We start from the raw sequence: 25,611 nt of genomic DNA, 5'->3' as shown, positions 1-25,611 counted from the left end.
GGCTGCTAGCGGGGGACTGTTCGACTGATCGACGGCGAAGGTCGCCGGCTGCTGCGCTCGCGGCTCATGGAGCTCGGCGAGCTCGTGGACGACGAGCCCGCGAGTCCTGACACAGGGGCGGCCGCGCCGAGCCTCGTGGCCGCGGACGATCGCCCCGAATGAGCAAATTGCGCGGGCCAGCGGCTCCCGGACCGGCGGCAACCCGAAGGGCGCGGGCCAGGAGCGCAGACACGCACGCTCGCAGGTCTGCTAGAACCAGGTCCATGGTCGACGGCGGGCACGAGGGCGAGCTGCCCGCGACGATCGGCCGGTTCGAGATCCGCTCGCTGCTCGGCGTCGGCGGCAACGCGCTCATCTACTCGGCGTGGGACGAGGACCACCAGCGCCGCGTGGCGATCAAGCTCCTGCGTGACGATCGCTCGATCCGCCGCGACACCCAGGCCAGGTTCTTGCGCGAGGCCAAGACTACGGCGCGCCTCAACCACCCCAACGTCGTGCGGATCTACGAGGTCGGGACCCACGAGGGGCGGGTGTTCCTCGCGCTCGAGTACATCGAGGGTCGGACCCTGCGCGAGTGGGTCGAGCGCGAGCAGCCCGAGGTCGCGGACATCCTCCGCTGCTACCTCGACGCCGGGCGGGCGCTCGAAGCCGCGCACGAGGCCGGCGTGATGCATCGGGACTTCAAGCCCGACAACGTGATCCTCGGCGACGACGGCCGGGTGCGCGTGCTCGATTTCGGCCTCGCGCGCAGCACCCGGGGGACCGACAACTTCCAGACCCTCGAGAACATGACCCCGGGCCTGCGCGACGCCCTCGCCGCGGGGCCGGATCTGCTCGCGACGATCGGCTTCTCGGGTACGCCGGCCTACAAGTCGCTCGAGCAGCACTTCGGCCGACCTACGGATCCGCGCGCCGATCAATTCTCGTACTGCGTCACGCTGTGGGAGGCGCTGTTTGGCCAGCGACCCTTCGTCGGGCGGACGGCCAGCGCGATCGCCCGCGCGATCGAAGCTGGCGAGATCCAAGCGCCCCCGAGCGAGCGCGCGGCGGCCGTGCCTCGGCGGCTGCGCAAGGTCCTCGAGCGCGGGCTCGCGGCCGAGCGCATCGATCGCTGGGACTCGATGACCGAGCTGCTCAGCGAGCTCGAGGCCGCGTCGAAGGCCGGGTGGTTCGGGCGCCTGATCGGCGCGCTCAAGCCAGACAAGCGCTGAGCTCCGCGCGACTTCGCTCAGAGCAGGCAGGCGATGAGCACCTGGTGGTCGTGGGCCATGAGGAAGCTCGACTGCACCTCGATGTTGTTGCCGAGCGCGAGCTGGGCGAAATCGTTTGCGCTCAGCGAGACCGAGTGATTGTGGTTCGCGCCGCCTTGGATGTTGTACATCTTCGGGACGCCGGCCTCGACGTCTTCTTGGGGGATCATCAGGGTGTGACCGTGGTTTGAGAGCACGGTGCCCGAGGCCCCGTTCGGGCACACGGGCATCGCGTCGCCGTCGCCGTCCCCATCGCCGTCTCCGTCACCGTCGCCGTCGCCCGTGTCGCCGTCGCCGTCGCCCGTGTCGCCGTCTCCGTCGCCCGTGTCGCCGTCTCCATCGCCGTCGCCCGTGTCGCCGTCTCCGTCGCCCGTGTCGCCATCTCCGTCGCCGTCGCCCGGGTCGCCGTCTCCGTCGCCCGTGTCGCCGTCCCCATCCCCGGTCGAGTCTCCGTCCCCGTCGCCAAGGTCTTCGAGGGAGGTGCGTCCGTCCCCCGTGTCATCTGAACAGGCTTCGAGGAACAAAGTCGCGGTCGCCGAGGCCAAACCACCCAGCAAAAATTGTTTACGCGTAATCGTCATGTCGTTTCCGAGAGGAACGCGATGGTACCGCGCCGCGAAGCGCGGCAAAATCGAGAGCGGTCGGAGTACCTGTTAGGCTGTGGCCAATGCTCGCCAGTGAGACGCTCTGGGACCGGGTCGCCGGCTGTCTCCACGGGCTGCTGATCGGCGACGCGCTCGGGACCCCAGTTCGTGGCAGGACGGCCGAGCAGATCGCCGTGGAATTCAAGCGCCTCGATCACATGATCGAGATCCCCGGCCGCCACTGGTGGCCGCGTGGGCTCCACTCGGACAGCGGCCAGCAGACCCTCGGTGTGCTCGACTCGATCTGCCGCGACGCCGCCCACCCCGAGCGGCCCTTCGCCGATCTGCTCGTCGCGCTGCGTGACGCCGCGCCCCAACGCTCGGGGCGCTGGGGGCTCCACCGCGGCGTCGGTCGCAACTTCCGCCACACGGTCCGCGGCATCCAGGCGACGGGCAGCGACAGCCCCCACGCCCACGCGACGCCGAGCGCGGGCAACGGCGCGGCCATGCGCATCGCCCCGGTCGGGCTGTGGTGGCGCGGCGACGAGCAGACCCGCAATCGCCGTGTCGCCCAGATCAGCGCGGTGACCCACTCCGATCTCCGCGCGATCACGGGCGCGCTGGCGCTGGCGATCGCGATCGATCGCGCCCTCGTCGTGAAGACCAAGCCCGTGCTCACCCACCGCTTCGCCGAGGCCGTGGCCAGGGCCGAGGCCGAGGCGGCGAAGCTGCTCGGGCTCGAGCCCGACAGGCGCTTCAGCCAGCTCACCAGCGCGCTGGTCGAGCAGCGGCGCTACACCTACAACCTCCGCGACATCCTTCAGGGCATCGGCGAGCGCGCGGTCTCGATCGGCGAGGCCAACCGCCCGGTCGAGGCGACGAGCGGCTTCGCCGGGTGCAGCGTGCTCACGGCCCTCGCGATCGTCGACTCCTCCAGGAACCTGGAGGAGGCCCTGGTCACCGCGATCAACCTCGGCGGCGACACCGACAGGATCGGCGCGATGGTCGGCGCGCTCGCGGGCGCGCGCCAGGGGCTGTCCGCGATCCCGTCGAGGTGGCTGGACGACCTGTGCGCGACCGGGACCCTGATGGAGCGGATCGAGCGGATCGTCGGACGCGAGACCGGCGAGTGCCGACCCAAGCTGCTCGCGCTCGAGCTGCAGTGGGACGCGCTCATGGATGATCGGCCGAGGATGGCGCCCTGATGCTGGTTCGAGCTGGCCTGGTTGCGCACACCCTGATCGCCTCGGCCGCGCTGGCGTGCTCGGGCGAGGGGCCTCCTGGGTCTTCCAAGGTCGCCCCCGATCCGGCACCTGCTCAGGCCAAGGTCGAGGCCAAGACAAAGGTCGAGGCCGAGGCCGAGGCGCGCCCGGCGATGTCCGGGCAGACCTCGGCTCGCGCGACCGAGCTCGGGACAAGATTCCGCGACGCCAAGGGCAAGCCAAGCTGCGACGTCGAGGCCCTCGCCGAGCTCCGAGAGCTGCGCGAGCGCTTCGGGCCCGCGTCGCCCCTGCGCGAGGTCCTGCTCGCGGCGTTCTCGGCCTGTGACGAGCGCGTCGCCCTCGCCCAGCTCCACGCCGAGACCCTCCCGGCGACCCCCTCGGCCCAGCAGCGGCTCGAGCTCGGCGCCGCCTGGCTCCGCGCCTCTCGCTACGAGGACGCGGCCGAGATCCTGGTCCCCCTCGCCGGTGAGCTCGGCCCCACGACCAAGGCCGCGTGGCTCGCGGGCTTCTCGCTGGTCCACGCCGGGCGCCCGGGCGAGGCGCTGCCCTGGCTCGAGGGCGCGCGTGCCCACGCCGGGGGCGAGCAGGGCTCCGACGGAGCGCTGCTCGTGGGCCTGGCCAAGCTCGACACCGGTGACCTCGACGGCGCGATCGCTACGCTCGAGGCCGGCGTCGCGGCCTCGCCCACCAACCGCTCGCTGCTCGCGGCCCTGGCCCGAGCCTACGCCAGCGCCGGGCGAGGGGACGACGCCGCCCGGGTGTCCGAGCAGGCCCGCGCGGCCTTTGAGCACGCGGCCAAGAGCGAGCGTCAGATGACCCGCCTGGCCGCCCTCAGCAGCTCGCTGAGCGAGGCCTGGGACGCCGGGCGCTACGCTGAGGTCGAGCAATTCATCGACGCGATGTGGGCCGACGCGCCGCCCGAGCTGCGCGAGCAGCTCCTGAGCGCTCGCGTGGCGCTCTACGAGCGGACCGACCGCCCGGCTGACGCCGCCGCTGCCCGCGACGCCCTCGCCCAACTTCGAGGACAATGACGACCGTGACCTCCCCCTGTGCGACCCCCCTCGCGGCCGCCTCGATCGCCGCGCTGACCCTCGCGTGCAAGCCCGAGCCGCCCGCGCCCGAGCAGGCGCCGCCGCGATCGCTCTTCGACGAGGCCGAGGCGCCGTCCGAGCCCACCAACCCGGCCGAGCCCGCGACCGCCCCTCAGGCCCCGAGCTCGGGCCGCGCTCTGCAGTTCAGCGACGTGACCAAGGCCTGGGGCGTGGACCTGCGCCACCACGCCGGTCGCAACCCCGACAGGTGGATCCCCGAGATCATGAACGGCGGCGTGGCCCTGATCGACGTCAACCGCGACGGGGCCCTCGACCTGTTCCTGGCCGACGGCGGCCAGCTCGCGGGCTCGGCCGAGCCCGGGGTCGGTCCGCGGCTGCTGCTCGGCGACGGCCACGGGGCCTTCACCGACGTGTCCGAGGCCTGGGGCCTGCGCCACCAGGGCTACGGCATGGGCGTGAGCGCGGGCGACATCGACGGCGACGGCTGGATCGACCTCTACCTGACGAGCTTCGACGCCCAGGACCGGCTGCTGCGCAACGACGCGGGCCAGGGCTTCGTCGACGTCAGCGCGGCTTGGGGCGTCGACCCCCGCGGCTGGTCGACGAGCGCCGCGTTCCTCGACGCCGACAGCGACGGCGATCTCGATCTCTACGTCGTCCGCTACATTCGCTACACCCTGGCCGACTCGATCAAGTGCTGGTTTCGGACGATCCACGTGTACTGCACGCCCGCGATGTACGAGGCCCTGCCCGACCTCCTGTACCGCAACGAGGGCGGCCGCTTCACCGACGTCTCGGCCGAGGCGGGGATCGACGCCCACCCGGCCAAGGGCCTCGCGCTCGCAACCGGTGACCTCGACGACGACGGCGACACCGACCTCTACGTCGCCAACGACACCTCGCGCAACCTGCTGCTCGTCAACGACGGCCGGGGCCGCTTCGAGGAGGCCGGGGTCGCGTCGGGGGTCGCGTTCTCCCAGCTCGGGCGCGAGGAGGCCTCGATGGGCGTCGCGGTGTCCGACTCGAACGCCGACGGGCGCTGGGATCTCGCGGTCACCAACTTCCAGTCCGAGCCGACCAGCCTCTACACGCGGCGCGACAACGGCAGCTACCGCGAGCGCTCCGACGCCGCGGGGATCGGCGCGAGCGCCCGCGCGCGGCTGTCGTTTGGGATCGAGTGGATCGACGTCGACAACGACGGCGACGAGGATCTGCTGACCGCCAACGGCCACATCGCCGACAACGTCGAGAGCTACCGCGAGCAGGTCCGCTTCGCCCAGCAAAACTCGCTCTATGAGCGCGTCGCCGACGGGCGCTTCGTCGACGTCTCGGACGCGGCCGGCGACGCCCTCGCCTACCGCGGGGTCAGCCGCGGGCTCGCCGTCGGCGACATCGACGGCGACGGCGGCCTCGACTACGTCGTCGTCGACAACGACGGCCCGGTCCAGATCGCCCGCAACACGACGGCCGATCGCGGCCACTTCATCAGCCTGTGGCTCGAAGGCTCGAGCACCAACCGCGGCGCGATCGGGGCCCGGGTCAGCGTGAGCGTGGGCGGCCAGACCCTGGTCCGCGAGGTCCGCGGCGCGAGCTCGTATCTGTCGGTCAGCGATCGCCGGATCCACCTTGGGCTCGGCGAGGCCACGCGAGTCGAGGAGGTCACGATCCGCTGGCCCGGCGGTGAGCAGCAGCAGCTCGGGCCGCTCGACGCCGACACCCACTACCGCGTCGTCGAGGGCAGCGCGGCCCAAGCCTACGTCCCGGGCGCCGAGGTCCTCCAGCCTTGAAGATCAAGCTCAAACAGATCCATCGGCTCCAGCGGGCGGCCGGGGTGGTCCTGGGCGTGCTCGTGGTGCTCCTGATCGCCGACAGCGCCTTCCTCGCGACCGCGGCCACGCCCGAGGGCCTGGTCGCGCCGATGCTGCGCCTGCACCTGGTCCTCGGCGCGAGCCTGTGCGCGGTCGTGGCCGTGTTCGTCGCCGGCCACTTCGTGATCCATCGCCGCCACCGCAACGCCCGGGCCCGCAAGATCGGCCTGGTCGTGGCCGCGCTCGCGGGCCTGGGCTGCGTCGCCGGGCTGGCGCTGTGGCGCGACGGCGGGCAGGCGCGGCCGCTGGTCCTCGCCCACGAGCTGGCCTTCGTCACCGCGATCGCGGCCTACGTGCTCCACCGTGTCCGCGCCCTCGCGACCCCGGCGCTGAAGGTCGAGTGGATCGGCGCGGGCGTGGCGTTGGTCATGCTCGGCGGCATCTGGGCCGCGCAGCTTTGGTGGCCCACCAGCGCGAGCGAGGCCCCGAGCCCGCGGGCGCCCTTCGTGCCCGGCCTGGCCCAAACTCGAACCGTGGACGGCCACCTGCTCGGGACCGAAGACCTCGCCAACCCCGAGTACTGCGCGCAGTGTCACACCGAGATCGCCGCGCGCTGGGAGTCCTCGGCCCACCGCGTCAGCTCGCTCAACGATCCCTTCTATGCGGCCACGCTCGCGGTCTCGCAGGGCCACAAGACCCCGGACCAGATCAAGTTCTGCGGCGGCTGCCACGATCCGCTGCTGCTCCTGACCGGTCGCATGGACACCCACCCCAAGCCCGAAGATCCGGACGCCGACGCCGGGATCACCTGCCTCGCCTGTCACGCGATCGTCGAGGCGCCGGGCCGCCTCGGCAACGGCAGCTACGTGATCGCGGCGCCCGAGCACTACCCCGGCTACGCCAGCGACGATCCGAGCGAGCGCGAGACCAGCAATCGCCTGATCCAGAGCAAGCCCGCCAAGCACATCGCCAGCTTCGCGCCGCCACACCTGCGCAGCTCGCAGATCTGCGCGGGCTGTCACAAGGCCCACATCCCGCCCGAGCTCAACGACCACCGCTGGGTCCCGGGCCAAAACGACTGGGACGCGTGGCACGACAGCGGCGCCGGGGCCAACTCGGCGCGGACCTTCTACCCGCCCAAGGCCAAGCGCTGCCAGGACTGCCACATGCCGCGGATCCCGGGCGACGATCCGGCCGCGCGCGACGGGACCGTGACCGATCACGGCTTCCCGGGCGCCAACACGGCGCTGCCCTTCGTCCAGGGCGACGAGCAGTGGCAGGCCCGCAACGAGGCCTTCCTCGACGGGGTCGTGTCCGTCGACGTCGGCGCGATCGAGGTCGGGGTCCCAGGCGCCGAGCCCCTGCGGGTGATGGCGCCCGGGGCCAGCCTCGCGCTCCCGCCCGGCGCCCCGGTCACGCTCGATCTCAGCGTCCGCAACCGCAGGTCCGGGCACCTGTTTCCGGGCGGCATCTCCGACCTGCGCGAGGCCTGGCTCGAGCTCACGCTGACCGACGAACACGGCGAGGTCCTCGCCGCGAGCGGGTGGCTGGATCCGCGCGGCAAGCTCGATCCCGACGCCCACCGCTGGAACACGACGCTGCTCGACGCCAAGGGCGAGCCGCTGACCGTGCACGAGGTCGAAGACACCTACGTCGTCCTGACCAGCCGCCGGATCATGCTCGGGGCCTCGGACGTCGTCCGCGTCAGCTTCACGGCCCCGAACCGCGCCGCGCGGCTGAGCGTGCGCGTGCTGCATCGCAAGTTCCCCCGGGACTACGTCGAATTCGTGCTCGGCGAGGACGCCCCGCGGATGCCGATCACCCCGCTCGCGACCACGCAGATCGCGTTTGAACCGGGCCCGACGATCGCCGCGGCTCCGGGCCCCGACGCGGGCGATCGACTGCGCGCGCTCGGCATCGCCTACCTCCTGCGCGGCGACACCACGCTCGCCCGAGTCGCCGCGAGCGCGGCCGCCGAGCGCCTGCCCGCGGACCCCGGCCCCCAGCTCGACCTCGCCCGGGCGGCGCTGGCCGACGGCGCCCTCGCGGACGCCGAAGCCCACGTCCGTGCCGCCGACGGGCTCGCGCCCGGGCACCCGACCGCGGCCTGGCTGCTGGCCAGGATCCGCGCCGCCTCCGGCGACCACGCGGCGGCCCTCGCCGCGCTCGAGGTCGCGCTCGCGGTGTTTCCAAACGACCGCGAGCTCCTGGTCATGAAGGGCGAGTCGCTGTTTCGACTCGAGCGCGACGCCGAGGCGGCCGCGGCCCTGACCGCCGTCCTCGCCATCGACCCGGAGCACCTCGGCGCCCACGCCCTCCTGACCCGGATCTACACGGACAGCGGAGATCAGGACGCCGCCGAGCGCCACCAACGAGCCTGGGATCGCCACCGCCCTCGCTCGGAGGACTCGGTCGTGACCGAGCGCGCCCGGCGAGAGGACCCCGCCCTCGATCGCCGCGCGAACCTCCAGTACGTGCTGCCCCTCGCGCCGGTCCCCGAGGGCTGGACGCGAGCTACTAGGCCTAGTCTCGAGCCATGAGCTTGCCCGCGGTGGTCCGGACCGAGTCGCTGATCATCCGTCAGCACAAGGAGCTGACCGAGGTCTTCACCAACATGGAGACCGCCAACCGCTACTCGATCGAGCTCCCGAGCGGCGAAGCGGTGATGCACGCGGCCGAGCTCGGCGAGGGCGCGATGGCCCTCTTGACCCGCAGCTTCCTCAAGGCCAGGCGCCCGTTTCGGATGACGGTCCACGACACGACCGACGCCTCGACCCTCGAGCTCCATCGTCCGTGGCGGTGGCTGTTCTCGCGCCTCGACGTCGTCGCGGGCGACGGCCAGGCGCTCGGCTCGATCCAGCAGCGCTTCTCGGTCCTGACCAAGCAATTTTCGGTCCTCGATCCCTCGGGCGCCGAGCTCGCGACCTTGCACGGCCCGGTGTTTCGGCCGTGGACCTTCCGCGTGCTCGTGCGAGGGCAGGAGGTCGGGAAGATCACCAAGGAGTGGAGCAGCCTGCTCGAGGAGGCGTTCACCGACGCCGACACCTTCGGCGTGCAGTTCAGCTCGGCCATGAGCCCGCAGCTGCGCGCGCTGGTCCTGGCCGCGACCTTCCTGATCGACTTTTTGTACTTCGAAAACCGCGACTGACCGCTCCTCGAGCGCCCTCGGCCCCCGAGCGCCGCTGGCCTGGACCTGCTCGGCGATCGCGCCGATTTCGCCTGGACGAGCCTCCGGCGGGCCAAGAGGGAGCAACGCGCGATGTCGCCCCCCTGGCCAACATTTCGCCGGTCCCGCTGCCCTCCTGTACAGTCCGAGCGATGGCCAAGGACGATCGGGTCACGACGCGCGTCGGGGCGACCGCACCCCGTCCGACCAGCACGGAGCTGACCCAGGGCGACATCGTCAATGGCCGCTACCGGCTCGAGCGTTTCCTGAGCAGCGGCGGCATGGGCCGGGTGTGGCAGGCGACCGACCTCGACCTGCGCCGCCAGGTCGCGATCAAGCTCATGCACCCGACCCTGGTCGCGACCCAGACCGCGCGCGAGCGCTTCTTGCGTGAGGCCCAGGCGGCCGCGCGGCTGCGCAGCGTCCACGTCGTGTCGATCCTCGACGTCAACGTCGACAACGAGCGCGGCGCGCCCTACCTGACCATGGAGCTGCTGCGCGGCGAGGACCTCTCGCGTCGGCTCGAGCGCGGGCCGCTGAGCTACGCCCAGACCATGGCCGTGATCGCCGACGTGTGCGCGGCGATCACCGAGGCCCACGCCAAGCAGATCGTCCACCGCGATCTCAAGCCCGCCAACATCTTCCTGGTCGAGGGCGAGGGCGAGGTCGTGGCCAAGGTCCTCGACTTCGGCATCGTCAAGTCACTGCACACGGCCACCGCGGGCGGAGACGGCCGGGCGCTGACCCTGGCCGGGACCGCGCTCGGGACCGTGACCTACATGAGCCCCGAGCAGGCCGACGACGCCCAGAAGGTCGACCACCGCGCGGATCTGTGGTCGATCGCGGCGCTGACCTTCGAGTGCCTGACCGGCAAGCGGGCGTTTCGAGCCACCTCGCTGGCCGAGCTGATCCGCGAGACCAGCGGCCCGCGGGTCGTGCCCTCGGACGTCGCCGACGAGCTCCCGCATGGCTTTGACCAGTGGTTCGCGCGCGCGACCGAGCGCGACATCAGCCGTCGCTTCGCGACCGTCACCGCCTTGCGCGACGCGCTCGCGGCCCTCGGCAAGAGCGAGTCACGCCCGCGCGAGCCGAGCGCGAGCCCCTCACTGCCGCCGCCCTCGCGCAGCTGGGCCTCGGACGCCAACCAGATCGACATCAACGAGCTGCGCGACCTGACCTTCAAGAACAAGGTCGTGACCGAGTTCCTCGACAGCGGGACCAAGCACTTCGTCGTCGGCAGCAAGGGCCTCGGCAAGACCCTGCTCTTGACCTACAAGCGCTCGCTGCTCCACGAGCACTACCAGGGCCAGGACGAGCGCAAGGCCGCGGCCGTGCAATTCATCCCCGAGGGCCGGCCCTACCTCGATCTGATGGGCGATCTGCCGAGCGTGGGCAAGGCCGCGACCACGCTGATGTCCTCGCTCGACAGCTGCAAGCGGATCTGGAGCTTCGCGTTTCGGGTCGCCGCGATCTCGCACCTGACCGGGCACGTCGGCGCCCCGCGGGGGTCCGACGAGCGCGAGGAGCTCAGCCGCTTTGCGAGCCCGATCCGCGCGATGCTCGAGGGTCGCAAGGCCGAGCCGACGGTCGTCGTCAAGCAGCTGCTCGCGCTGTCCTTCCGCGAGCTCCAGCAGATGCTCGACCGGACCGAGGGCTTCCTCGAGTACAAGATCCGCTCGCTCCACAGCGCGGTGTTCATGTTCGTCGACAAGCTCGACCAGGCCCTGCGCCAGCTCCCGCGCCCGGCCTGGGTCTCGATGCAGGCCGGGATGATCGAGGCCGCGTGGGACCTGATGAACACCAACGCGCACGTCAAGATCTTCGCAACCATTCGCGAAGAGGCGTTCGCCGACTACGAGTCCGACATCAAGACCAACCTCCACGGCGCGACCACGGCCCTGCGCTACACCAAGCGCGACCTTCGAGACATGCTCGAGAAGCTGACCTACTTCTACGAGCGCGTGGCGCTGCGCGACTTCGTCAGCGTCGACCACATCAGCAGCACCCGCGGGGCCCACAGCGAGGCGCCCTTCGAGTTCATCTGCCGCCACACGCTCGGGCGCCCGCGCGACCTCGTGATCATCTCATCGGAGATCTCGCGCAACCGCGGGGCGCTCGACCACGAGCTGTTCAAGCGCGTGGTCCGGGAGACCAGCGCGGGGATGCTGGTCGCCAACGTGTTCAACGAGATGCGCGTGTTCCTCGAGATCCTGGCCGATCGAGGCGCGCGCGGGCGATTCTTGGCCCTGCTGCCCCACGACGTCCTGACCACGCCCGAGATCGTCGACGTCTGGTGCCGCTTTCACGGCTTCGACCGCGAGTACTACGAGCTCCACGGCTACGAGGCCGAGGGCGTGTACCACCCCTTCCGCGAGCTCTTCGACTGCGGGCTGCTCGGGGTGATCGTCCGCGATCCGGCGACCGGCGCCCGGACCCAGCGCTTTCGTCAGCCGCGCGACGCGGTCGGCGGCTCGTTCCGCCAGCTCCCGCCCTCGTCGCACTACCTGCTCCACCCGGCCCTCCAGGCCCTGGTCACGCAGGTCGCGGGCAGCGGCGGCTTCGCGCCCTTTCGCCACGTGGTCATCGGCCACGGCCAGCCGTGGAAGAGCCACTACGCCCGGATGATCGAGGTTCAGCGCGAGCTCCTCGCCGGGGCCGCGCGCGGCGACCACGACACCGAGGACGCGGTGTTCGAGCTCCTGCGCCGCTTCGACGCCCACGTCAGCGCGGGCGAGAGCGTCGACGTCGCCCGGCGCCTGATCGCCGCGACCGCTGCGTTCGCGCGCCTCAGCGCCCGGCTCGAGCGCAGGGGCTGGGACGATCTGCACCTCGCCTTGCTCGAGCTGTTCCCGAGCGTCGGGCCCGAGCTCGCCCTCGCCGAGGGGCCGCGGCAGCGCGATGGCACCCGCCAGATCTCGGCGCCACGAAACCCCACCCCCGACAACCCCACCCACCGCGCCGGGGTTGCGATGCTCCTCGTCGACATCGTCGCGTCGACCGAGTACGTCGAACGCCACGGCGACACGATGCTCGTCGAGTACCTCTGCGGCATCCGCGAGGCGCTGACCGCCGATGGGACCGAGTCCCCGCGCGTGGTCAAGGGCGTCGGCGACGGCTTCCTCGTCGTCTACGACTCGGTCCGCGACGCGCTGCTCGGCGCGCACGCGCTGTTCGGCGGGGCCGAGGATCCGGCGGCGCTGCGCACGGTCGTCCACTGCGGCGAGGTCCACGTCGGCGCCGGCGACGTGTACGGGGCCGAGGTCCACCGCCTGTTCAGGCTCGAGAAGGTCGCCGAGGACGCGCGCGTCGGCCCGCCGGGCTCCGTCACGCTGCCGATCCCGGGACGCACGCTGCTCTCGGCCGCCGCGGTCGCGGCCCTGCCCGACGCCGAGCAGGCCGGGTTCGAGCGCGTCGGCGCGTTTCGGATCAAGGGCTTCGAAGAGCCCGCTGAGGTCTGGGTCGAGAAGTAGCGCGAGCGTTGCCCACGCAGCTGTGCGAGCGCGCGTCGGTCCTCGGCTCGAGCTGTGCGGCCCTGGTCGACCGAGGTGATCGCGCATCCTTACGACAAAGTAATGTCGAGGTAAGGCCCACGGCCGGTCCTTCCCCCTAAGTTGGCGGCCGTGAGCACGTTCAAGCCACGGACCGTCGCCTCGCGGATCCTCGTTGTCGGCCTCGTCGCGCTGGCCACGAGCGGCTGCGCTCGCGCTGCGACCGCTGAGGTCGAGTTCGAGCAGGGCCCCTGTCGTCTCGTCGAGCCCGACGTGCTCGAGGTCCGGGCCGACGTGCTCGAGCGCTTGGGCTTTCGGACGGTCGAGCGCGCGAAGGTCCGAGCGCGGGCCGAGGGCTTTGGCGCGCTCGAGTTCGCCGCAGACGCGTCCTACGCCGTCCGCGTCCCCGTCTCTGCCTTCGTCGAGCGTGTCCACGTCGTGGTCGGTGAGCGAGTCGAGCCGGGCGATCCGCTGCTGACCGTGCGCAGCAGCGAGATCGCCCGGTTGCGGGCCGAGGTTCGCCGCCTCCGCGCCGAGGCGGCGGCCGAGCGCGACGCCGTCGAACGCTTCGAGCGACTGGTCACAGGCGGCGCCGCGTCGACGCGCGAGCTGGTCGAGGCCCGGGCGCGGTTGAACGCGCTGACCGCCGAGATCGCCGGACTGCGAGAGATCCTGTCCTCGGTCCAGGCCGAGATGAGCGGTCACGATCGCCTCACGATTCGCGCCTCGGCTGGCGGACAGGTCCTGGCTCGCAACGTCGAGCCCGGCGAGCGGATCGATCCCGACGACGAGCGGGGCGCGGTCGTCATCGGCGACGGCGAGCAGCTCGTCGTCCATGCGTCCTTTCCCGAGCGCTACGCTCCGAGCCTCAGCCGCGGCGCCTCATGTTGGTACTCGATCCCCGCGCTCGGGCCCACGCGCTTCGCTGGCACGCTCACCCAGGTCTCGCTCGCCGTCGACTCCGAGACCCGTACGGCCTCGGCCCTGTGCCGCTCCGATCAACCGAGCACCGATCTCCGCGCGCGGATGGTCGCGCGCGTCGAGGTCGAGATCGGTGACGACGGCGCCTTGCTCGTTCCCCGCGACGTCGTGCTCCTTCGGCGCGACCGCTTCGTCGCCTTCGTCCGGGTCGGTGAAGATCGTGTCGAGCGCCGCGAGCTCGAGCTCGGCGCGCGCATCGGCGCCAACATTCAGATCCTGTCGGGGCTGTCCGCGGGCGAGAGCGTCGTCGAGCACGGCGCCGTGTTGCTCGACGGCGAGCTCGATCGATTGCTTTGACGAGCTCGGCGCTTCAGCAGCCTGCGAGGACCGAGTCGGAACTTTGGCCCCGGGAGACCACAGATGCTTGAACGACTCGTCGCTTTCGCAGTGAAGCGTTGGCTGCTCGTCCTCGGTGTCACCCTGATCGTTGCGATCTACGGGTGGCGATGCTTTCGCGCGCTCCCGGTCGAGGCCTTCCCCGACGTCACCGACCCGATGGTCGAGGTCGTGGGCATCTACCCCGGACAGGCCGCCGAAGAAGTCGAACAGCGGGTCACGATCGAGCTCGAGCGCTCGCTCGCGGGTACCCCCGGGCTGATCGACCTTCGCTCGGTCTCGGTGTTCGGGCTCTCGCTGGTGACCCTGACCTTCAATGAGCAGTACTCATCGTTTCAGCTCCGGGCCATGGTCTCCGAGCGCCTCGCCCAGGTCGATCTGCCCGAGTCGGCCTCGGTCGAGATGGGCCCGGAGGCGACCCCCGTCGGGCAGATCTATCGCTACACCCTCCGCGGCCCCCGGAGTCTGCGCGAGCTTCGCTCGCTGCAGCAATTCACGATTGAGCCCCGGCTTCGGGCGGTGCCCGGGGTCGCCGACGTGGTCACCTTTGGCGGCTATGAGCGTCGCTACGTCGTCCGCGTCGACCCCGATCGGCTGGCCGCTTATGGCGTCTCCGCCGTCGAGATCCACGACGCGCTCGCGCGCAGCAACCGAAACGCCGGGGGCGGCTACGTCGGCGTCGGGGGCCAGGAGTTCGTCGTCCGCGGGCTCGGCGTCGCGACCACGCCCGAGCAGCTCGGTCTCGCCGTGGTCCGGGAGCTCGAAGGCGTGCCGGTTCGGGTGATGGATGTCGCGGACATCGTCGAGGGTTCGACCCCGCGGCGCGGCGCCGTCGGTCTCGACCGAGTCGACGACGTGGTCGAGGGCATCGTGTTCTTGCGCCGCGGCGAGAACCCGAGCGAGGTCCTCGACGCGCTCCGGGCTCGAATCGACCAGCTCAACCGCGAGGTCCTCCCGGGCGAGGTCGAGATCGTCCCCTTTTATGATCGCCAGGAGCTCGTCGACGCCACGCTCGAGACCGTCGGCAAGAACCTGGCCGAGGGCCTGCTGCTGGTCTTGCTGGTCGTATACCTGTTTTTGCGCAACGGTCGCGCGGTCCTGATCGTCGCGATCGTGATCCCGCTGTCGATGCTGTCGGCCTTCATTGGTCTCCACGCGATGGGCCTGTCGGCCAACCTGATCTCGCTTGGCGCGATCGACTTTGGGATCCTCGTCGACGGGGCGGTCATCGTCATCGAGGCGACGCTCCACGCCCTCCCCGAGCCGCGAGCGCCGGGCGTCAAGCGAGAGCAGGTGCTTCGGCGAACAGTCGTCGGGGTCGCGCGACCGGTGTTCTTCTCGCTGTTGATCATCATGGTCGCGCTCACGCCGATCTTCACCCTCGAGCGGGTCGAGGGGCGGATCTTCGCGCCGATGGCCTTTACCTACGGCTTCGCGCTGCTCGGGGCGCTCGTGGCCGCGCTGGTCGTGGTCCCGGCCCTCGAGAGCGCGTTGATGTCCGATCCCGTCGAGAGCCGGGAGCCGCGGTGGCTGGCGGTCCTCGGTCGCGGCTACGTCCGGGCCCTGCGCGCCGCCAACCGCCGCCGCCTGACGGTGCTCGCGATCTTGCCGCTCGCGACCCTCGCGCTGATCGGCGCGGCCCGTGACATCGGCAGCGAGTTCTTGCCGGAGCTCAACGAGGGCGGCTTCTACATCACCTCGGTGTTCCCATCGACGATCTCTCTCGACGAGACTGGCGGCCACGTGTCCGAGGCCCGCGAGCGGATCCTGACGGTCCCGGAGGTCCGGGGCGTGCTCTCGCACATCGGCCGGCCCGAGGACGCGACCCAGGCCGAGGGGCCCAACAACGCCGAGCTCTTCGTCAAGCTCGCGCGCGAACGAGACTGGCGACCGGGGGTTGATCGCAAGGTCCTCGAGGACGAGATCCGGGCCGCGCTCGCGCCGATCCCCGGGGTCCAGCACAATTTCTCCCAGCCGATCACCGACCGCGTATTCGAGACCATCTCCGGCATCATCGGGCAGGTCGTCGTCAAGGTTCACGGCGACGACCTCGAGCAGCTGACCCAGACCGCCGAGGAGATCCGGGCCGCGCTCGCCGAGGTCGAAGGGGTCACCGATCTCGCGCTCTACCAGGCCGGCTCGATCCCGCAGCTGCGGATCGACATCGACCGGGAGGAGCTCGCGCGCCGGGGGCTGACGATCGACGACGTCCAGACGACGGTGTCGATCGCCCTCGGCGGCGCCGTTGCGACCGAGCTGTGGAAGGGCTCGCAGCGCTACTCGGTCGCGCTCGCCTTGCCGCAGGGAGTGCGCGCCGACCCCGAGGCCCTGGCCCGCTTGACCGTCGCCCAGACCGACGGACCGCCGATCCAACTCGGCGAGGTCGCCAAGCTGAGCACGCCGCTCGGGCGCACCTCGATCTGGCGCGAGGACTTCTCTCGCTTTGTCGCCGTCAAATTCAACGTCCGCGGCCGTGACCTCGGCGGCACCGTCGCCGAGGTCCGCGAGACCCTCGAACAACTCCCGATGCCGGAGGGCGTGTACCCCTCGTTGTCGGGCGAATTCGAGAACAAGGATCGGGCGTTGAAACGCCTGGCGATCACCTTTCCAGTCGCGATGTTGGCGATCTGCGGCCTGCTCTTCGCCAACTTCGGCCGCGCGCGTCCGGTCCTGTGTTTGGTCGCCTTCTTGCCGATCGCGCTCGCCGGGGCCGTCGCGGGTCTGCACGCGAGCGGCGAGAACTTCTCGGTCAGCGGCGCGGTTGGTTGCATCGCGCTCCTGGGTCAGCTGGTGCTCGCGGGGGTGATCATCTGCGCGGCGATCGATCGTCGCGCGGCCGCGGGCGTCGGGCCGGAGCGGGCGATGCTCGAGGGCGCGCGCGCGGCCTTTCGTCCGGTCTTGCTGACCTGCTCGCTCGCGCTGCTCGGGCTGGTCCCGGCTGCGCTCGCCCACGGCATGGGCAGCGAGACCCAGCGCCCCTTCGCGATCGCAATCGTCGCGGGCCTCCTGACCGTGACCCCGGCTTTGATGCTCCTGCTCCCGCTGCTCTACGGGGGCGGGCGGCCCTCGACCCCCGCCGACTCCACGACCCCGTCCGAGGCTTGATCCATGATGCAGGCGTTGATGTTCTCCCTGGTCCTCGGCTTCGGACCTGCAACAGGGCCCGAAGCTCGCCCGAGCGAGGCCGCGCGGGTCGACGAGCCCCGCTTCACCCTCGAACAGGCCTTGGCCGCGATGGACGAAGGCCACCCCTTGCTCGAGGCCGGCGACGCCAAAGTCGACGCGGCCCGGGCCCGGGTTCGGTCCGCGAGGCTGTGGACAAACCCGCAATTCGAGCTCGACTATGTCTGGGGCGTTCGCGCGACGAGCTACGACCCGGCTGGCTCGTGGATCGGCTCGATCGGTCAGTTCATCGAGCTCAGCGGCGCGCCCCGGGCCCGAGGTCGGGTCGCCCGTCACGAGCTCGGCGCGACGCGGGCAGACCTCGACGACGTCCGCATGAGCCTGGCCTACGACGTCGAGGTTGCGATGATCGAGCTTCGGGCTCGGCTCGACGAGGTCGCGGTGCTCGACCAGAACATCGCGGATCTCGAGCACGGGCTGGCGATCGTCCGCGCGCGGGCCGAGGCCGGTGTGATCTCGACCTACGATGAAAACCGGACCCTGCTCGCGCTCGCCCAAGCCGAAGCCGAGCTCGTCGAAGCCGAAGCCGCCGCGCTCGATGCCCGCGAGCAGCTCGCCCTCGCGGTCGGCCCGCTCGCAGCTCGCTTGCAGGGAGAGCCGGATGTCGAGCTCGAGGTCGCGCCGCCCCTCCCGCCCCTCGACGGCCTCCGCGATGTTCAGGTCCAGCGTCCGGACCTCGTCGCGACCCGCGCGATCGCCGACGCGGCCGCGGCGAAGGTCGACCTCGCTCGCCGCGAGGTCATGCCCGGGATCGGCCTTCGGGTGCTCGCCGGCTTCGGCCAGGGCCCCGGGCAGGTCGACTTTGGCTTCGGAGTCAGCGTCCCCTTGCCGGTCGTCCAGCGCGGTCAAGCGGCGATCCCCCAGGCCCAGGCCGAGGCTCGGGCCGCGCAGGCACGCTCGAGCGCGGCTCAGATCGCGGCCGAGCAACAGCTGGTGCTCGCCCATCAACGCGCCGAGCTGCTCCGCGAGCGAAGCCAGGCCTTCGCCGCCACGCGGCCCCTGGCCGAGCGGGTCAAGGCCCAGGCCGAGCTCGCCTACACCGATGGACAGCTCGAGATCATCGGGCTGATGGACGCCTACCTGGCCGTCCGCGACCAACGGCTACGCGGGATCGTGCTCGCGCTCGCGGCTCACCTGGCCGAGCTTCAGCTTCGCCGGCTCGCCGGGGCTCGCTGAGCTTCAGCGCCGTCGAGAGGCAAGCGCAGGACGAAGCAGGCGCCGGGGCCGGGGACCGCGTCCAGCTCGAGGGTCCCGCCATGCTGGGTCGTGATCTCGAGGGCGATCGCGAGGCCGAGGCCGCTACCTGGGCGCTCGCTCGCGCGCTCGCGGCTCCCACGAAAGAAGGGCTGGAAGATCTTCTCGGCGTCGCTTTGACTGACGCCGGTCCCGTGGTCGCGGACCTTCAACACCGCGTAGGCGCCCTCGCTGCGGCCCTCGACCTCGACCACACCGCCCGCGCAGGAGTGGCCGATCGCGTTCTCCAGCAGGTTGCGAACGAGGCGAGCCAGGTCCATGTAGTTGCCATCGACGACCATCGCCTCGACCTGGACCGCGAGCCGCACGTCCTGGGCCCGGGCCTGGGGCCCGACCATGTCCTGGGCCTCGGTGCAGATCTGCTCGAGGTTCACCGGCGCGTGCGGGCTCTCGGACACGTGGCCGACCCGCGCGAGGGCGAGCAGATCATCGGCGAGGGTCATGAGCCGCCGGGTCGAGACCAGCGCGCCCTCGATCGCCTCACGGTATTGCTCGGCGTCTCGCGCACGGCGGACGGCGAGGGACAGCTCGCCGTACAAGGTCGCGAGGGGCGAGCGGAGCTCGTGGGCGGCGTGGGTGATGAACTCCGATTGATTCCGAAGCAAGAGCTCGATGCGCGCGATCATGTCGTCGATGTCGCTCGCGAGCTGGATGATCTCTGGCGCGGCCCGAACCTCGCCGACGCGGGCGGTCATGTCCTTGTCGGAGATTCGCCGGACGACCTGAGCGATGCGCTCATGAATGCGAGTGAGGCGGTGGACGACTCCTGAGGTCAGCACGATCGTGCTCATGAACGCGAGCCCGAACACCAGGGTCAGGACCCGGCTGAGGATGCGGGCGTCATTGTCCAGGTCATCGCGCGGCGCGGCCAGGAGCAACAGCGTCCCCGGGTGGCCCTCGACCTCGGTGACCAGGCCGCGCAGATGCTGCCCACGGATCCACAGGTTTCCGGTCGGGCTCGGCAGCTCGTCGATCGCCGGGACCTCGCCGTTCCAGGCGAGCGACGCGTCGAGCACCCCGCCCGTTGCGTCGTAGAGCACCGCGTACTTGGTCAGGGGGCCGATATCGTCGGGGCTCGGCCCGAGCCGAGGAGAGATGCGGAGGTGCTCGCCGCCGCCTTCGGCGATCTCGCTGACCTCCTCGAGCGCCTCACGCTGGAGCGCGTCGTCGAACTGACGCTGCTGACTCGCGTTGACGATGTGCGCGACGGCGATGAACGCGAGGGCGATCACCGTGAGGTTGACCGCGGCCACGGTCCCGACGACGCGGCTGCGAAAGCTCATGGCTGTTGTTCGGTTCGCAGCCGATAACCCTTACCGCGCACGGTCTCGATCATCGTCGCGCGCGCGCCCAACTTGTCGCGCAGGCGGCTGACGTGGACTTCGATCATGTTCGACTCCGGGTCGAAATTCATGCCCCAGACCCGCGACAAGATCGCCGACCGGGTCACGACCTGGTCGGCTCGAAGGGCGAGGTGGATCAACAGCGCCATCTCGCGCACGGTCAGGTCGATCACGCGGCCGTCGAGGGTCGCTCGACGCTCGAGTCGATCGATCCGCAGCGGCCCGGCCACCAGCACGCCCTCGCTGATCGAGCGGCGGAGGACCGCGTGGAGCCGCGCGAGGAGCTCTTCGATCTCGAAGGGCTTGACGAGGTAGTCGTCCGCGCCCGCGCGAAGGCCAAGGACCCGCTCGTTGAGCTCGCCACGAGCCGTGAGCATCAAGATCGGGATCTCGCAGCCCCGCTCCCGCAGCGTGCGACACACGCTCACGCCGTCGATATCCGGCAACATCCAGTCGAGCACCATCGCGTCGTAGACACCGCTGAGGGCGCGGGTGATGGCCTCGCCCCCCTCGGCGCACGAGTCGGCGACGTAGTCCTCCTCGATGAGCACGCGGACGACGAAGCGCGCGAGCTTGGCGTCGTCTTCGACGACGAGGATCTTCACGTGAGCCTCCCAGTCATCGGGGCCACGATAGCAAGCGTGACCTTGGCGAGGCGACCCGGGTCCGCCGCAGGCGCCGTCGCTTGGGAGGGCTTGGACCCCGCGGCCCTCAGCGCAGTTTCCTGGGTCCGTGGGACGCGTAGCGCGCGAGGGAATTTCAGGTCCAGTACTGCTTCGTCGTACGCCCGTCTGCGGGGCCTTGCTCGCAGACCGTGGCCTTGTTCATCATCCGGTCCGGGACCCAATACTCGGCGCCCTCGGGCGAGCGAAGTCGAGTCCAACGCCGGCCGACATGGATGACCCGGCCCCTGGTCCGCTCATCGATCTCGATCCTGTCGCCGACCTGGTAGCGACCTCGTCGAGCGGCGGAGGGCCGGCGACGGGACCTGTCGACCATCAAGAAGCCGACCACGACCGAGAGGATGATCGCGAACGCGATCCATGCGCCGGAGCCAAAGTGGCAGGCGACCAACACGCCGTAGCCGGACCCACCGACCAGCGCTGCGGCCCCGAGCTGTCGAGCTCGACCGCCCGATCGTCGCGGCGGCGTTGGCTGCGGGTTTGAAGAAGAATTGGACTGTCGACGAGCTCGCGCGGCCACCTGGCGGGCGCGAGCCTCGAATTTTTGATGCACCAAAAGAGACCGAGACCTTTCTCGGTTGAGATGGACGCTGTCGACCCACGGGTCATCGAGCCGCCACCAGCGGGAGGCTGGCCGGGTCGTCGACACGACAGGCGAGAGCACAGCTTGGCCGCCGACCCGTCACTGACGGGCCCACTTGCGACCGAGACTCGGGTGGTCAGACCCGCGCAGGCGGGCCGCGAGCCCAGCCTGGGTCTCCGACCTGTACGCTCACAGCCCGGGGAGCAGCGTTGATCCACTGCGCGATCCACAGCTGTGGCGCGAGCGGGACATCAACGATGGGCGGCGGACAGTCTGGAATGCCGACGCGTGTCGAGGGGCCCGCAAAGCGCGGACTCTCGGCCCGTCGAGCCGGCAGCGCGTCGACGTCACGATCTTGACTCAGGCGCTCGTCCACCTCCCGCGCGGGGCTGGTGGGCGCGCATCCGACGATCCACAGGATCGTCAGAAGGGCCGTCAAGATGCGCCGAAACGCGACCACGAGGGCAACCTACACAACGCACCCCAGGGGCGCAACGGGGCGACGGCGGCTGCTCCGCGTCGGCCCGCGCGCACGGGCTCCCCAAACTCGTCGGACGAAGCAGCTCGACGCGGTGGCTCGACGAGCTCGACCGAGCGACGCCGGGGGCCCGCGTCGTGGCGCGGGACAGGACTCACCGCTATGCTCTTCCCGCCGTGCGCGCCTGCGTTTTCATCTTCACGGGAGCTTTGCTGTGCGGTGCCTGCAGCCAGGGCGAGCTGACGACAACCCAGGCATCCCAGGCATCCCAGGCGACGGAGTCTGAAGCTGTCGTCGACGTCAGCGATCCGCGGCCGTCGTCCGCGAGCTCGGCAGACGTTGTCTTCATCGGCATGTGCGACGCGTCGGGCGCAGTTCCCCTCGATCCTCACGTGTTCGCGGTGGCCGACGATGAGGACAACCTCCTGAGGGTTTACGACGCAGACCGCGGTGGCCAGCCGCTGTACAGCAAGGACATCTCGGCCGATGTCGGCATCTTCCCTCGGCCGACCAAAAAACCAAACCGCCCGCCCAAGCCCCCGGCCGAGGCCGACATCGAGGCGGCGACCATGCACCAAGGCCACGCCTACTGGCTGACCTCCCATGGCACGAACAGCAAGGGCAAGCACAAGCCCGAGCGCCTGCGTCTGTTCGCCACCACCTCGCCCGACTACGGCAAGCCGCTAACGGTGGTGGGGACCACCTACACGAATTTGTTGGACGATCTCGAGGCCGACCCCCGATACCGGCCCTTTGGTCTGACCCAGGCCGCCCAGATCGCGCCCAAGGAGCCCGGCGGCCTCAATATCGAGGGGATGACCGACCGAGCGGCGGGCGGTGTCTTCATCGGCTTTCGCAACCCGACCCCGCAGGGGAAGGCCTTGTTGGTCGTGCTCGAGAACCCCTCCGCGGTGATCAACGGCGAGGCCGCACGCTTCGGCGATCCCGTCTTGCTCGATCTCGGTGGTCTCGGTATCCGTGGTCTCTCGGCCTGGCGCGGGAACTACCTGATCATCGCAGGCGACTACGCCGGGACAAAACCGTCTCGTCTCTACACCTGGGACGGCCAAGGTGAAGAGGTCCAGGTGGTCGACGCCGACCTCGACAACCTCAACCCCGAGGGCTTCTTCACGCCGGAGGACCGCGACCAGATCATGCTCCTGAGCGACGACGGGACCATCGAGGTCGACGGCGTCGCGTGCAAGAAGCTGGACGACCCCGCGAAGAAGTCCTTCCGGGGCCGTTGGGTGCCTGGCTTTTAGATTGCGGCGCGAGGCGACGCGACGGGTTGGACCACGGGCTGCGAGTTCGTCTCTAGCAGCCCGGGGTGCAATGCATCGTGTCGCCTCGCGCCGGAATCTTCGCCGAGGGCGCGAAGCCAAAACGCCGCTGTACCGGGCGTACTGCAAGTTTTGGCGACAAAGCCCTCGGCGAAAAGGCCAAGCGAGGCGGCGCGAGGCATTGCACCCCGGGCTGCTAGCCCCGATGCGGATCTTCGCCACGCGACAGCTCGAGGGGCCCATAGATGCCCTCGACGATGGCCAGCAAGTCGCGGACCTCCTGTGCGCGTCGCCGTCGCCCTCGTAGCGTCACGCTCGCCACGCCGCCGATGAGCATGAACGCGGACAGGGCGAGCGCGACAGGGTGCGGGCCGGCGAGCACGACCGGCGCGAGGACAAACAACACCCAACTCGCGACTGTCACACCAACCGTGACGCGTCGGGCCGGAGCGGGCGCGTAGGGCTTGACGCGCAGCTCGAGGCGGGAGCCGCGGGGGGTCGGGACCAGGCGCCCGACCGCCGCGACGCCGACCGCGAAGTCCCCACCCAGGGCCGCGTCCGGGGTCGCGTCACGTGGCGAGCGCCACGGCTTGTAGATCGTGAAGTTCCTGTCGCCGACAACGATGAGGGGCTCCGTCCCCCCGGCCTTCCGGGCCTGGCTCCGGCTCAGCACACGAAGGCCCGCCCCCTCACGCAAGAGCTCCAGCGCCGCCTCCGGGGTCTTCGCCAGCTCGTAGGATCGCTCGCCGACACGCGCGATGGCGGTCGACTCGACCACGTCCAGGCTCCGGCTCACTGCGGGCAATGTACACCGAGCCGTCGTTGACCCGCAGGAGTGAAGGCCGAGCTCAGGAGCTCGCGCGAGCCCGGCTCAGCCGCTGCTGCGCCCGGCTGTAGGCGAACGCCCCGCCGATCATCACGGCCCCGATCCCGACCAGGCTCAGCGCCCGCCAGGCCGCCGAGGCCGCCGCGAGATCGAAGAGCACGATCTTGATCGCCGCCGCGCCGATCACCGCCAGCCCGATCTTGCGCCAGGTGGTCTGACGCAGGCGCAAGCCCGCGACGAGCAGGCCCAGGGCCGTGAGCGCCGCGCAGGCCGTGGACCCGAGCTGGACCGGGAGGCCGCCGCCGGTCGCCGCACCCACGACCACCAAAGCCCCGGCCAGCCCGACCGCGAGCGCGACCATCAGCCCCAGCGGGCCCGCGTTTGGGTCGTCGTCGAGCTCGAGCTCGGGCTGAGCGATCGCCTTGGCCTGGAGCATCCGCCAGGTCAAGGTCACGCCGAGCCCCGCGAGGCCCAGGAGCGGCAGCACGAGGCCGAGCGGCGCGCCGGGCTCGGCCCCGACGGGGCTCAGCGCCGAGGTCGTGACGACCACGGCCAGGCTCGCCAGCAGACCCAGGCCCAGGAGGCCCAGGGCCAAGGTCATGTCGCGTTCGTTGACCAGCAGGCAGACCCGCCCGACGGTCACCGCGACCGGGATCAGGGCCCAGGTCAGCTGGGCCGCGCTCGCCTCGGGGCCGATCGCGAGGGTCACACCGAGCCACATCAGCGCGGCGACCGAGGTCAGCATCGGCTCGAGCGCGCGCGGCCCCTCGCTGTCGCGGGTCCCGATCAGGCCGGCGATCATCGGCACGGCGACCGCGACCGCGGCCACGGTCAGCGACCATGGCTCGTCGCTGTGCACGGCCCAGGCCGTGGCCGCGACCGCGGGGATCAGCACCATGCCCTGGCGCATGCGCCGGATCGGCGCCCAGCTCAGCGCGGCCGCGGCCACGCTCATGCCGATCCACCACCACGACAAGATCGCGTCGTCGAAGGCCAGGAGCCCGGCGACCATCGCCTGGGCCCAGGCGAGGCCAACGAACACGTCGCCGATGCGCCTGGGCTCCGTCCGGGCGTCGCGCTCGGTCGAGGCCCGCGCGTCGACGCGGATCAAGAGCCAAGCCAGGGCCACGTGCCAGGCCGCGAGCCCCAAGCTCGCGCAAGCCAGGGTCTGCGGCGCGTGAGCGAAGGCCCACGCCGCCGCGGCCCAGGTCAGGAGCCCGCCGACGACCAGCCGCGCCTTCGCGTGGGTCTTGTCGGCCGCCGCGGCGCTGGCCTGGACCAGGCGCCAGCCCGAGATCGCGGTCGCAACCAGGAGCACGAGCGTCCAGATCATGAACCCGAGCGCGCTCTCGGGCCCGAGGTGCAGCGCGGCCCAGCGAGCGCCCAGCATCCACGTCGACATCAGCGCGATCGTCGGCAGCTCGGGCCAGTGGCGGCGGTAGTCGACGGCCACCAGCACGCCGACGAGCATCAGCTTGTAGGCCATCAGCTCGATCAGCGGTCCGCTCCCGACCCCGACCAAGAGCGGCGTCGCGCAGGCAGCCAGCGTCGAGAGGATCGCCATCAGGCGCAGGTGCAAGCGGTCGGCGATCGCCAGACAGGCCACGGCACCGAGCACGAGCGCCACGAACACCAGCGGCCCGGAGACCAGGTCGTGGACGTGGCGCGCGAACAGCCAGCTGCCAAACCACGCTCCGAGGCCCGCGCCGCCGATCGCCCCCGCGACGGCCTGGTGACCGCGCCTGGCCACGGGCCACGCGGCCACGGTCAGCAGCGCCGAGAGGAACGCCGCGCCGACGAAGCGCAGCCCCGGCGACAGCCAGTCCTGCTCGATGGCGTAGGCGACAAAGAAAATCAGCCCGATCGAGACCGCGGCACCGCCCGCGGCAGCGAGCAGGCGCATCGGGCTGCCTGGGGCGTCGTCCTCGACGGCGCTTCGCTCGGGAGAGTGCTCGAGGAACGACGAGAGCCTGAGCGACGCTCAACCGGATAGAGATGTCGATCACTGTGAATGTAAAATCGCGAATTTTATCGCCTCAGAGCGTGAGCGACAGTCCGAGTCGAGACCGTCGAGACCGTCAAGACGGTCGGGA

The 25,611-nt window shown here is 70.8% G+C and carries 17 protein-coding genes; 11 read left to right on the top strand and 6 right to left on the bottom strand.

All coding sequences use genetic code 11. The annotated features are described in order from the left end of the window. Window positions 1-263 precede the first annotated feature (263 nt). A complete protein-coding gene (locus tag ENSA5_RS29325; protein WP_181198273.1) occupies window positions 264-1,211 on the top strand; it encodes a serine/threonine-protein kinase in 948 nt (315 codons plus the stop codon). 17 nt (window positions 1,212-1,228) lie between these two features. On the opposite strand, the gene ENSA5_RS38455 is transcribed toward ENSA5_RS29325, so the two are convergent. Beyond that, complete coding sequence (locus ENSA5_RS38455; RefSeq protein WP_181198272.1) at window positions 1,229-1,795, bottom strand: hypothetical protein; 567 nt, start codon at window positions 1,793-1,795, stop codon at window positions 1,229-1,231. Window positions 1,796-1,917: 122 nt separating this feature from the next. Here ENSA5_RS38455 and ENSA5_RS29310 point away from each other — a divergent pair, with 122 nt between their 5' ends. The 9 genes from ENSA5_RS29310 (at window position 1,918) to ENSA5_RS29270 (ending at window position 18,247) form a co-directional block, all read left to right on the top strand. Then, entirely contained in the window at window positions 1,918-3,039 is a 1,122-nt protein-coding gene (locus ENSA5_RS29310) for an ADP-ribosylglycohydrolase family protein (RefSeq protein WP_106395018.1), read from the top strand. Then, window positions 3,039-4,088: a tetratricopeptide repeat protein gene (locus ENSA5_RS29305; protein ID WP_106395017.1), complete on the top strand. Its 1,050-nt coding sequence runs from the start codon at window positions 3,039-3,041 to the stop codon at window positions 4,086-4,088. The genes ENSA5_RS29310 and ENSA5_RS29305 overlap by 1 nt, the downstream gene beginning before the upstream one ends. A 5-nt stretch (window positions 4,089-4,093) precedes the next feature. Further along, window positions 4,094-5,896: a CRTAC1 family protein gene (locus tag ENSA5_RS29300; RefSeq protein WP_181198271.1), complete on the top strand. Its 1,803-nt coding sequence runs from the start codon at window positions 4,094-4,096 to the stop codon at window positions 5,894-5,896. Further along, window positions 5,893-8,457 (top strand): tetratricopeptide repeat protein, encoded by a 2,565-nt coding sequence (locus ENSA5_RS29295; RefSeq protein WP_106395015.1) that lies wholly within the window; start codon window positions 5,893-5,895, stop codon window positions 8,455-8,457. The genes ENSA5_RS29300 and ENSA5_RS29295 overlap by 4 nt, the downstream gene beginning before the upstream one ends. Beyond that, complete coding sequence (locus ENSA5_RS29290; protein ID WP_106395014.1) at window positions 8,454-9,065, top strand: phospholipid scramblase-related protein; 612 nt, start codon at window positions 8,454-8,456, stop codon at window positions 9,063-9,065. The genes ENSA5_RS29295 and ENSA5_RS29290 overlap by 4 nt, the downstream gene beginning before the upstream one ends. A gap of 170 nt (window positions 9,066-9,235) precedes the next feature. Beyond that, a complete protein-coding gene (locus ENSA5_RS29285) occupies window positions 9,236-12,553 on the top strand; it encodes a protein kinase domain-containing protein (RefSeq protein WP_106395013.1) in 3,318 nt (1,105 codons plus the stop codon). A 150-nt stretch (window positions 12,554-12,703) separates the two neighbouring features. Continuing rightward, window positions 12,704-13,849 (top strand): efflux RND transporter periplasmic adaptor subunit, encoded by a 1,146-nt coding sequence (locus ENSA5_RS29280; RefSeq protein WP_181198270.1) that lies wholly within the window; start codon window positions 12,704-12,706, stop codon window positions 13,847-13,849. A 63-nt stretch (window positions 13,850-13,912) separates the two neighbouring features. Beyond that, window positions 13,913-16,993, top strand: a complete 3,081-nt coding sequence (locus ENSA5_RS29275) for an efflux RND transporter permease subunit (RefSeq protein ID WP_106395011.1) — start codon at window positions 13,913-13,915, stop codon at window positions 16,991-16,993. 3 nt (window positions 16,994-16,996) lie between these two features. Then, window positions 16,997-18,247, top strand: a complete 1,251-nt coding sequence (locus ENSA5_RS29270) for a TolC family protein (protein ID WP_106395010.1) — start codon at window positions 16,997-16,999, stop codon at window positions 18,245-18,247. On the opposite strand, the gene ENSA5_RS29265 is transcribed toward ENSA5_RS29270, so the two are convergent. From ENSA5_RS29265 to ENSA5_RS29255, 3 genes are all read right to left on the bottom strand, one after another. After that, window positions 18,217-19,608: a sensor histidine kinase gene (locus ENSA5_RS29265; RefSeq protein ID WP_106395009.1), complete on the bottom strand. Its 1,392-nt coding sequence runs from the start codon at window positions 19,606-19,608 to the stop codon at window positions 18,217-18,219. The two genes, ENSA5_RS29270 and ENSA5_RS29265, sit on opposite strands and share 31 nt — an antisense overlap. Next, on the bottom strand, window positions 19,605-20,273 hold the full coding sequence (locus ENSA5_RS29260; protein ID WP_106395008.1) for a response regulator transcription factor: 669 nt from the start codon (window positions 20,271-20,273) through the stop codon (window positions 19,605-19,607). Before ENSA5_RS29260 ends, ENSA5_RS29265 begins: the two co-directional genes overlap by 4 nt. 154 nt (window positions 20,274-20,427) lie before the next feature. Next, a complete protein-coding gene (locus ENSA5_RS29255) occupies window positions 20,428-20,745 on the bottom strand; it encodes a mechanosensitive ion channel domain-containing protein (RefSeq protein ID WP_106395007.1) in 318 nt (105 codons plus the stop codon). A gap of 843 nt (window positions 20,746-21,588) precedes the next feature. On the opposite strand from ENSA5_RS29255, the gene ENSA5_RS29250 reads away from it, so the two are divergent. After that, window positions 21,589-22,674: a DUF3616 domain-containing protein gene (locus ENSA5_RS29250; RefSeq protein ID WP_258183047.1), complete on the top strand. Its 1,086-nt coding sequence runs from the start codon at window positions 21,589-21,591 to the stop codon at window positions 22,672-22,674. A gap of 214 nt (window positions 22,675-22,888) precedes the next feature. Here ENSA5_RS29250 and ENSA5_RS29245 read toward each other — a convergent pair whose 3' ends face one another. Further along, a complete protein-coding gene (locus ENSA5_RS29245; protein ID WP_146156229.1) occupies window positions 22,889-23,488 on the bottom strand; it encodes a hypothetical protein in 600 nt (199 codons plus the stop codon). 52 nt (window positions 23,489-23,540) lie between these two features. Beyond that, window positions 23,541-25,421, bottom strand: coding sequence for a DUF2339 domain-containing protein (locus tag ENSA5_RS29240; RefSeq protein WP_106395004.1), 1,881 nt, complete (start codon window positions 25,419-25,421; stop codon window positions 23,541-23,543). Window positions 25,422-25,611: the final 190 nt, after the last annotated feature.

The sequence above is a fragment of the Enhygromyxa salina genome, from assembly GCF_002994615.1.
Taxonomy (GTDB): Bacteria; Myxococcota_A; Polyangia; order Nannocystales; family Nannocystaceae; genus Plesiocystis; species Plesiocystis salina_A.
This window is presented reverse-complemented; position numbering and strand designations above follow the sequence as displayed.

Bases quoted from the DNA above. Each gene is read 5' to 3' on its own strand.
- ENSA5_RS29270 (WP_106395010.1), top strand. From the start codon at position 16,997: ATGATGCAGGCGTTGATGTTCTCCCTGGTCCTCGGCTTCGGACCTGCA.
- ENSA5_RS29240 (WP_106395004.1), bottom strand. From the start codon at position 25,421: ATGCGCCTGCTCGCTGCCGCGGGCGGTGCCGCGGTCTCGATCGGGCTG.
- ENSA5_RS29265 (WP_106395009.1), bottom strand. From the start codon at position 19,608: ATGAGCTTTCGCAGCCGCGTCGTCGGGACCGTGGCCGCGGTCAACCTC.
- ENSA5_RS29275 (WP_106395011.1), top strand. From the start codon at position 13,913: ATGCTTGAACGACTCGTCGCTTTCGCAGTGAAGCGTTGGCTGCTCGTC.
- ENSA5_RS29290 (WP_106395014.1), top strand. From the start codon at position 8,454: ATGAGCTTGCCCGCGGTGGTCCGGACCGAGTCGCTGATCATCCGTCAG.
- ENSA5_RS29325 (WP_181198273.1), top strand. From the start codon at position 264: ATGGTCGACGGCGGGCACGAGGGCGAGCTGCCCGCGACGATCGGCCGG.
- ENSA5_RS29310 (WP_106395018.1), top strand. From the start codon at position 1,918: ATGCTCGCCAGTGAGACGCTCTGGGACCGGGTCGCCGGCTGTCTCCAC.
- ENSA5_RS29285 (WP_106395013.1), top strand. From the start codon at position 9,236: ATGGCCAAGGACGATCGGGTCACGACGCGCGTCGGGGCGACCGCACCC.
- ENSA5_RS29305 (WP_106395017.1), top strand. From the start codon at position 3,039: ATGCTGGTTCGAGCTGGCCTGGTTGCGCACACCCTGATCGCCTCGGCC.